Source organism: Streptomyces albidus (ex Kaewkla and Franco 2022), assembly GCF_013870515.1.
Taxonomy (GTDB): Bacteria; Actinomycetota; Actinomycetes; order Streptomycetales; family Streptomycetaceae; genus Streptomyces; species Streptomyces albidus.
The window spans coordinates 55,226-63,071 of record NZ_JACBXA010000007.1; the positions used below are offsets into that span (position 1 = coordinate 55,226).

Here is a 7,846-nt window from a genome sequence, read left to right on the forward strand (position 1 = left end):
TCCGCCTGACGCGGCGGCCGCTCGATGCCGGGGCGGGCCCTGGGAAGTGCGCGATGCGGGCAGAGCTGCCCGTCAGGAGATGCCTGGCGGCGTCCGCTTCTTGTTCCTTGACCCGGATCTCGTGCCGGTCCTAGCTTCCGTGAGGAACGACTGCCTCATGTGTTCCCGTGGGCCGCCCGGCCGGCCGACCCCTCCCGTCCCGCCCCTGCCACAGAGGAGCATCCCCGCATGCCCTTGCAGTCCACCGCCGGAGCCGACGAGGCCCCCGGACCGGTCGGCCTCACCTCCGGCGCCCATACCGTCCTGCGTCCCGCCGGAGCGGCTCGGATCACGGGCGGCCTGTGGGACGCGAGGCGCACCGTGAATGCGCGTACGAGCATCCCTGACGGCTACGAGCGGCTGGAGGAAGCGGGGAATCTGCACAACCTCCGCCTGGCGGCGGGCACTTCACAGGGCGCGTACGTCAACGACCTGCCGTTCATGGACTCCGACGCCTACAAGTGGCTGGAGGCCGCTGCCTGGCAGCTCGGGGATCCGGCGACGGACACCGCGGCCGCGGGTGAACTCGCTGACAGCATCAGCAAGTTGACGACCCTGCTCGAACAGGCCCAGCAGCCCGACGGATACCTGCAGTCCTACTACCAGGTGCAGAAGCCGTCGGTGCGCTTCCAGGAACTCGCATGGGGCCACGAGTTGTACTGCGCCGGCCACCTCGTCCAGGCCGCCGTCGCCCACGTCCGCACCACCGGACGTACCGAAGTCCTCGCCGTCGCACGCCGGCTGGCCGACCACGTCGACGAGCGCTTCGGCACCGGCGAAGGCCGCATCGACGGTGTCTGCGGACATCCCGAGATCGAGACCGCACTGGTGGAGCTGTACCGCTGCACCGGCGAGCGGCGGTACCTCGACCTCGCCCGCTACTTCGTCGACCGTCGCGGCCACGGCCTGCTCCCCGAAGGCCGGTTCGGCAGCCGCTACTGGCAGGACCACGTGCCGGTACGGGACGCCGATGCCGTCGCAGGCCACGCCGTGCGCCAGTTGTACCTGCTGGCGGGGGTCGTCGACGTGTACGCCGAGACGGGCGACACGACGCTGCTGGAGGCCGCCGAGCGGCTGTGGGAGGAGGCGGCGGCCAGGAGGAGTTACCTCACCGGAGGCGTCGGCTCGCACCACGAGGACGAGGCGTTCGGCGACCCGTACGAACTGCCCCCGGAGCGCGCCTACACCGAGACGTGCGCCGCCATCGCCTCCGCCATGCTGAGCTGGCGGCTGCTCCTGGCCACGGGCCGCGCCCGCTACGCCGACCATCTCGAACGGGTGCTCTTCAACGGTTTCCTCTCCGGCGTCTCCCTCGACGGCCGGAGCTACGTCTACGTCAATCCGCTCCAGGTCCGTGACGGCCACGTCCAGAGCGAGGGCGACCACACGGCGTTCCGCACCCGCTGGTTCCGCTGCGCCTGCTGCCCGCCGAACGTGATGCGGCTCCTTGCTTCGCTGCCGCACTACATGGCCGCGTCGGACGGTGAGGGCCTGCTCCTGCACCAGTACGCGACCGGTTCGTACGCGGCCGGTACCGCCGCCGTCGACGTCGCCACCGACTACCCCTGGAACGGCCGCGTCGAGATCACCGTGACGGGGTCCGGCGCCGAAGAGGCGGCGGGCGACTGGCCGTTGACCCTGCGGATCCCGCACTGGGCGGCAGGCCGCTGGTCGGCGCGCGTCGCCGGAGAACCCCTGAGCGCGAAGGAGGCCGTCACCGACGACGGGTGGCTGCGGCTGCGCCGCCCGTGGCGCCGCGGCGACAAGGTGGTCCTGGAACTGGACCTCGCATCACGGCTGACCTCCCCTCCCTCGCGCGTGGACGCGGTCCGCGGATGCGTCGCCGTCGAACGCGGTCCCCTCGTGTACTGCGTCGAGCGCGTCGACCAGCCCTCGGGCACGCGGCTCGACGACCTGAGGCTGGACCCCGCCCGTCCGCTCACCGAGACCAGGCGGGAGGACCTGCTGGGCGGCACGGTCACCGTCGGGGCCACCGCTCGGACGGCCGCGCCTCCACCAGCCGGCTCCTGGTGGCCGTACGACGAGAGGCCGTCCCCTGACGTCGCTGCCGGTCCCACCGGCGCGGAGACGGAGGGCCCGTTCGAGGTGACCGCCGTCCCGTACCACCTGTGGGCCCACCGCGAGGACGGCCCCATGCGCGTGTGGCTCCCGCTGGACGAGCGCAGGCAGGCGCCGCGCCCTTGAACTCCGCCGCCTGACGGGGCTCAGGGCCGGTTCAGCTTCGCCGGATCTGCATGATCGCGACTCGGGCGTCGTGTCCGTCGACGTGCATCGGAACGGCAGCCGTGGGCTTGAGCCGGATCGGTGCCGTTGGTGCCGGGGAGCCAGGCGATCTCGTCGATGCCCCGAGAGGAAGACGCGCTCGTGCTGCCGTAGACCGCGGAAAGCCGACAGGGGAATGGAAGGGCTCCGCCCCGCGCTCGACGGAGCTGCTTTCACCGGCGAACCACGCCTGCCAACGCGGGCGTCCTACCGGCATGGGCAAGATCTCGTGTGCGGTGCGGCAGCTGCTCGTCTTCGGCTGGGACCAGGCACGCTGCTGTGCGTTCGCCGTCGCACTGCTCGGCGGCATCGCCGTCTCGGGGCTCCTGCCGCGGCTGCCGGTCGCGCGCTACGACCTCGTGCTCGTGTACGGCATCGCGCTGGCGCTGCTGGCGAGACGGCTGGACTGGGACAGCAGGCGGGACACCGCGGTGATAGCCGGATGCCACCTCATCGGGCTGCTCTTCGAACTGGTCAAGGTCCGCCTCGGGTCGTGGAGTTACCCGGAACCCGCGTTCACGAAGGTCGCGGGCGTCCCGCTCTACGGCGGATTCCTCTACGCCGCCGTGGGGAGCTACGTCTGCCGCGCGTGGCACCTGCTGGAACTGAGGCTGACCGGCTACCGGCCTCGCGTCATGGCCGTCCTGGCCGCCGCCGTCTACCTCAACTTCTTCACCCACCACTGGCTGCCCGACGCCCGCTGGGTGCTCGCGGCACTGATGCTCGTCGCGACCTGCGGCACATGGGTGCGCTACACCGTGGGCACGTACCGCCACCGGATGCCGCTCGCCTTGACCTTCGTCCTCATCGGCTTCTTCCTCTGGATCGCGGAGAACGCCGCCACCTACGCGGGCGCATGGAGCTATCCCGACCAACTGGACGGCTGGCAGCCGGTCTCCCCGGCCAAGTTCGGAGCCTGGGCCCTGCTGATCAGCGTCACCTTCGTCCTGGCGGCGGCGGCGGGCAGGCGGAGGGCGGCCGACCGGTCGCGGCCGGACGGGAGCTCCGAACCGGCTCCGCTCGCCGGCGCACGTACGTCACGGGGTGCGCCTCACGGTGAGCCGGAGCCCCTCGGCGGCGACGGGGTCCTGGAAGGTCGGGGTGAAGGGCAAGTCCGTGCGGGCGTCGGGGAGCACGGCGCGATCGGCCGCTGACCCCGGGTAAGCGGAATTCTCCATTCCCTAGAGTGGTCGGGGTCCGTACCATCACCGCGACGATCCGAGGTGCGCCACGTGAGCAACGTCCCCGCTCTCACACTCAACAACGGAATCCCCATGCCGCAGCTGGGCTTCGGCGTCTACCAGGTGCCGGACGAGGAGACCCCGCAGGTGGTCGCGACCGCACTGGAGGCGGGCTACCGCAGCTTCGACACCGCCACGCTCTACGGGAACGAGGAGAGCACCGGCCGAGCGCTGGCGGAGTCCGGTATACCTCGCGAAGAACTCTTCGTGACCACCAAGCTGTGGAACACCGACCAGGGATACGACGCCGCTCTCCGGGCCTTCGACTCCTCCCTGGAGAGCCTGGGCATGGACTACGTCGACCTCTACCTGATCCACTGGCCGCTGCCGGCCCGCGATCTGTACGTCGAGACCTGGCGGGCGCTGGAGAAGGTCCATGCCGAGGGCCGAGCGAGGTCGATCGGCGTCTCCAACTTCCAGCCCGCGCACCTGACCAGGCTGACCGAGGAGACGGACGTCGTCCCCGCCGTCAACCAGGTCGAGCTTCATCCGCGTCTGCAGCAGGAGGAGTTGCGCGCCTTCGACGCCGGCCACGGCATCGCCACCGAGGCATGGTCTCCGCTGGGACGCGGCAACGGCGTGCTGGACGACCCGGCCGTCACCGGCATCGCCGGGAAGCACGGCCGGACCCCGGCGCAGGTGGTACTGCGCTGGCACCTCCAGCTCGGGAACGTAGTGATCCCCAAGTCGGTGACGCCAGCCCGGATCCGGGAGAACATCGACGTTCTCGGCTTCGAACTGGACGAGGCGGACCAGGCCGCCCTCGGAGCCCTGGAGACCGGGGAACGCGTGGGGCCCCACCCCGAGACGTTCAACTGACGGGCTGCGAAGCCCCGTTCAAGGTGATGGGAATCGCCGTGCTCCCACCGGGCCGCCGAAGCGGCGCTGAGCCGTCGGCGGCCCGGTGGAGCAGGGTGATCAGCCGAGCGGTGGAACCTGGCTCAACAGCTCCTCGATGCGGGCCAGTTCGTCGTCGGCGAAGTCGAGTCGTTCCGTCGCCGCGACGCTGTCCGCGAGCTGTTCAGGGCTGCTCGCGCCGACGAGCGCCGAGGTGACACGGCCGCCGCGCAGCACCCAGGCCAGCGCCATCTGAGCCAGGGACTGCCCGCGCTCCCGTGCCACCGTGTTCAGGCCGCGCAGCATGCCGACCGTCTTCTCGGTGATCTGCTCGCTGCTGAGGAACGGACTGGCCCCGGCCGCACGGGAGTCGGCGGGTACGCCGTCGAGATAGCGGTCGGACAGGAGGCCCTGCGCCAGCGGCGAGAAGACGATGGAGCCTGCTCCCAGATCCGTCAGGGTGTCCAGCAGTCCTTCCTCGGGGGCCCTGTCGAGCATCGAGTAGCGCGGCTGGTGGATGAGCAACGGCGTCCCCAACTCCCGCAGAATGCGGGCCGCTTCACGCGTCTGCTCGGGGGAGTAGTTGGAGATGCCCGCGTAGAGGGCCTTGCCCTGCTGCACCGCGGAGTGCAGCGCACCCATCGTCTCCTCGAGCGGCGTGTCCGGGTCGGGCCGGTGCGAGTAGAAGATGTCGACGTGTGAGAGAGACATGCGTCCGAGGCTCTGGTCGAGGGACGCGAGAAGGCTCTTGCGGGAGCCCCATTCACCGTACGGACCGGGCCACATCAGGTGACCGGCCTTCGTGGAGACGAGGATCTCGTCGCGGTACGGGCGCAGGTCCTCGTGGAAGATGCGCCCGAACGCGGTCTCTGCCGCACCGGGCGGCGGCCCGTAGTTGTTGGCCAGGTCGAAGTGGGTGACGCCCAGGTCGAAGGCGCGGCGCACGATGGCGCGTTGGCGTTCCAGGGGGCGGTCGGTGCCGAAGTTGTGCCAGAGGCCCAGGGAGATCGCGGGGAGGCGGAGGCCACTGCGGCCCGTACGGCGGTAGGGCATCTGCTCGTAGCGGCCGGGCTCTGCTCGGTACACGGTGGACTCTCTCCTCAAGTGCTGCTCGGATTACGGTCGGTGGAACGGGACGGCCGCGATGCCGGGACACCGGCACGCCGGGTCTCCGTCTCGGGCGAACGGGCCGGAACGGTGTGTGTCAGGCGACGCCCTCCGGGCTGGCGCCCTCGATCTGCACTCCGTCGGCGGCGATGCGTCCGATCTCCGCAAGGTCGTCGTCGCTCAGTGAGATGTCGGCGGCAGCGGCGCTGGCCTCGATGTTGCGGCTGCTGCGGGCGCCCACCAGGGCCACGTCCACCCCTGCCAGCACCCACGCGATCGCGAGCTGGCTGACGCTGTATCCGCGCGCTTCCGCGAAGTCCGCGAGCCGGCGCACCACGGCCACGTTCTTCCGCAGGGCGTCGCCGGTGAAGGCGGTCGCCTGGCTGCGCCAGTCGCCGTCCTCGAAACGGGTGTTCTCGTCGAACCTGCCTGTCAGCAGTCCGCTGGCGAGCGGGCTGTAGGCGAGTACGCCGATCCCGTGCTCGCGGGCGTAGGGCAGGATCTCCGCCTCGATGCCCCGGCGGAAGAGGTGGTAGGGCGGCTGGAGGGTCTCCACCGGACGTACGGCCGCGAACTCGGCCATCTGCGCCGCGTCGTAGTTGGACACCCCGACGTGCCGCAGCTTGCCCTCGTCGACCATCTCCTGGAGCGCGCCCGCCGTCTCCGCCGCGGGCACGTCCGGGTCCGGCCAGTGCACCTGGTACAGGTCGACCGTCTCGACGCCGAGCGCCCGCAGGCTCTGCTCCACACCGTCGCGCAGGTAGGCCGCCGAGGCGTCCCGTCCGCCCCCGTCCGGGCGGACGCCGCCCTTGGTGGCGATCACCACGCTGTCCCGGTCCCTGGTGAGCTCTTCGCGCAGCGCCTTGCCCAGCAGCCGTTCCGAGGCGCCGAATCCGTACGCCTGCGCCGTGTCGAAGAGGTTCACGCCCAGCTCACGTGCATGGCGGATGGCGGCGATCGCGGCATCCTCGTCGAAGGACCCCCAGTCGCCGCCCAGCTGCCACGTGCCGTAAGCGACGCGGGAGACGCGAAGGCCGGTGGCTCCCAGTGTGGTGGTCCGCATGTGTGCGCTCCCGAGGGTCGTGGGCAGTGGACTTCTCCAGGCTGGCTCGCTCCGAGCAATGCGTCCAATAGAAGAAAGCGAACGGATTCAGCGGCTAGCCTTCTCAATGTGGAACTACGGCACCTCGAATACTTCGTCACCGTCGCCGAAGAGCGGCACTTCACGCGCGCCGCCGAGCGGCTGCTGGTCTCCCAGTCCGGGCTCTCGGCGTCCGTCCGCGCGCTCGAGAGGGAGCTGGGCGCCAAGCTGTTCGTACGGACCACGCGCAGCGTCGAGCTGACGGGCGCCGGCAAGGCGCTGCTGAGTGAGGCGACGCGGACGCTGGCGAGCATGCGGGCGGCGAAGGAGGCCGTCGCGGCCGTCCAGGGACTGCTGCGCGGCAGTCTCTCCGTCGGCACCGAACAGTGCATCGCCGGCGTGCATGTGCCGCGCCTGCTGGCCCGTTTCCGGGAAGAGCACCCCAAGGTGGAGATCCGGCTGCGGCAGGCCGGCTCGGCCCAGCTCGCCGAGGCGGTCGGTGCGGGGCGCCTCGATCTGGCCTTCGTCGCACTGTGCGCACCCCCTCCGCAGGGCGTCCGCCTGATGCCGCTCACGGAGGAACCGCTGATCCTGCTGTGCCACCCCGGCCACTCGCTCGCCGCGGGTGAGGAGGCCCGCTGGGCGGAGCTGAAGGGCGAGGCGCTGGTGGACTTCCAGTCCGACTGGGGAGTGCGTCAGTCGACCGACCGGGCCTTCGCGGCGGCCGGAGTCGAACGCCAGGTGGCCCTGGAGGTCAACGACGTCCACAGCATGCTCGAGCTCGTGGAGCAGGGCCTCGGAGTCGCCGTCGTCCCACGGCACTTCGCGCGCAAGCCCCAGGCGGCGGGGCTGCGCTCAGTCGAACTGACGGAAGGGCCCCGGCCGATCTGGCAGGTCTCGGTCGCGATACCCGACGGCGATGCCGCCAGCCCCGCCGCGCGCAAGCTCTGCTCGTACCTGGATCTGCCGGCGCACTCGCGGAGGTGACCCAACTTCGGCGTGGATCAGTCGTGTTGACGTGTTGACCTTGGTGCGGCGGTTGGCCAGTATCGATGCCGCCACACCGCAGTCGCCGCGCTGATCCGGTGCCCCGGGAGGGCCGATGTCCTTCGTACACCCCGTCGACCCCCCGTCCGAAACGGCAACCGGGCCCGAAACGCCGGCCGTTGACGGATCCGGCGCCGCCGCCCCCGCTACGGCGGAGGGCCGCGGCCCCGGTCACCGCAACCCCCTTTCGGCAAGAGCCTCCGCAAGGCGG

At 70.9% G+C, this 7,846-nt stretch carries 5 protein-coding genes and 1 pseudogene; 4 read left to right on the forward strand and 2 right to left on the reverse strand.

Annotated features, from left to right (window positions below; all coding sequences use genetic code 11):
- The first annotated feature begins 228 nt into the window (after positions 1-228).
- The 3 genes and pseudogenes from H5J26_RS02905 (at position 229) to H5J26_RS02915 (ending at position 4,382) form a co-directional block, all read left to right on the forward strand.
- On the forward strand, positions 229-2,244 hold the full coding sequence (locus H5J26_RS02905; RefSeq protein ID WP_181764060.1) for a glycoside hydrolase family 127 protein: 2,016 nt from the start codon (positions 229-231) through the stop codon (positions 2,242-2,244).
- Positions 2,245-2,537: 293 nt separating this feature from the next.
- Positions 2,538-3,311 (forward strand): annotated as a pseudogene (locus H5J26_RS02910) (DUF817 domain-containing protein); the annotation flags it as partial.
- 243 nt (positions 3,312-3,554) lie between these two features.
- Positions 3,555-4,382 carry an aldo/keto reductase gene (locus H5J26_RS02915; protein ID WP_309237752.1) on the forward strand — a complete coding sequence of 276 codons (828 nt, stop codon included), beginning with the start codon at positions 3,555-3,557 and terminating at the stop codon, positions 4,380-4,382.
- 99 nt (positions 4,383-4,481) lie between these two features.
- Here H5J26_RS02915 and H5J26_RS02920 read toward each other — a convergent pair whose 3' ends face one another.
- Both H5J26_RS02920 and H5J26_RS02925 read right to left on the reverse strand, forming a co-directional pair.
- A complete protein-coding gene (locus tag H5J26_RS02920; RefSeq protein ID WP_309237753.1) occupies positions 4,482-5,486 on the reverse strand; it encodes an aldo/keto reductase in 1,005 nt (334 codons plus the stop codon).
- 118 nt (positions 5,487-5,604) lie between these two features.
- Positions 5,605-6,570, reverse strand: a complete 966-nt coding sequence (locus H5J26_RS02925) for an aldo/keto reductase (RefSeq protein ID WP_181764062.1) — start codon at positions 6,568-6,570, stop codon at positions 5,605-5,607.
- Positions 6,571-6,678: 108 nt separating this feature from the next.
- Between H5J26_RS02925 and H5J26_RS02930 the strand changes: the two genes are divergently transcribed.
- A complete protein-coding gene (locus H5J26_RS02930; protein ID WP_181764063.1) occupies positions 6,679-7,575 on the forward strand; it encodes a LysR family transcriptional regulator in 897 nt (298 codons plus the stop codon).
- The last annotated feature ends 271 nt before the right edge of the window (positions 7,576-7,846 follow it).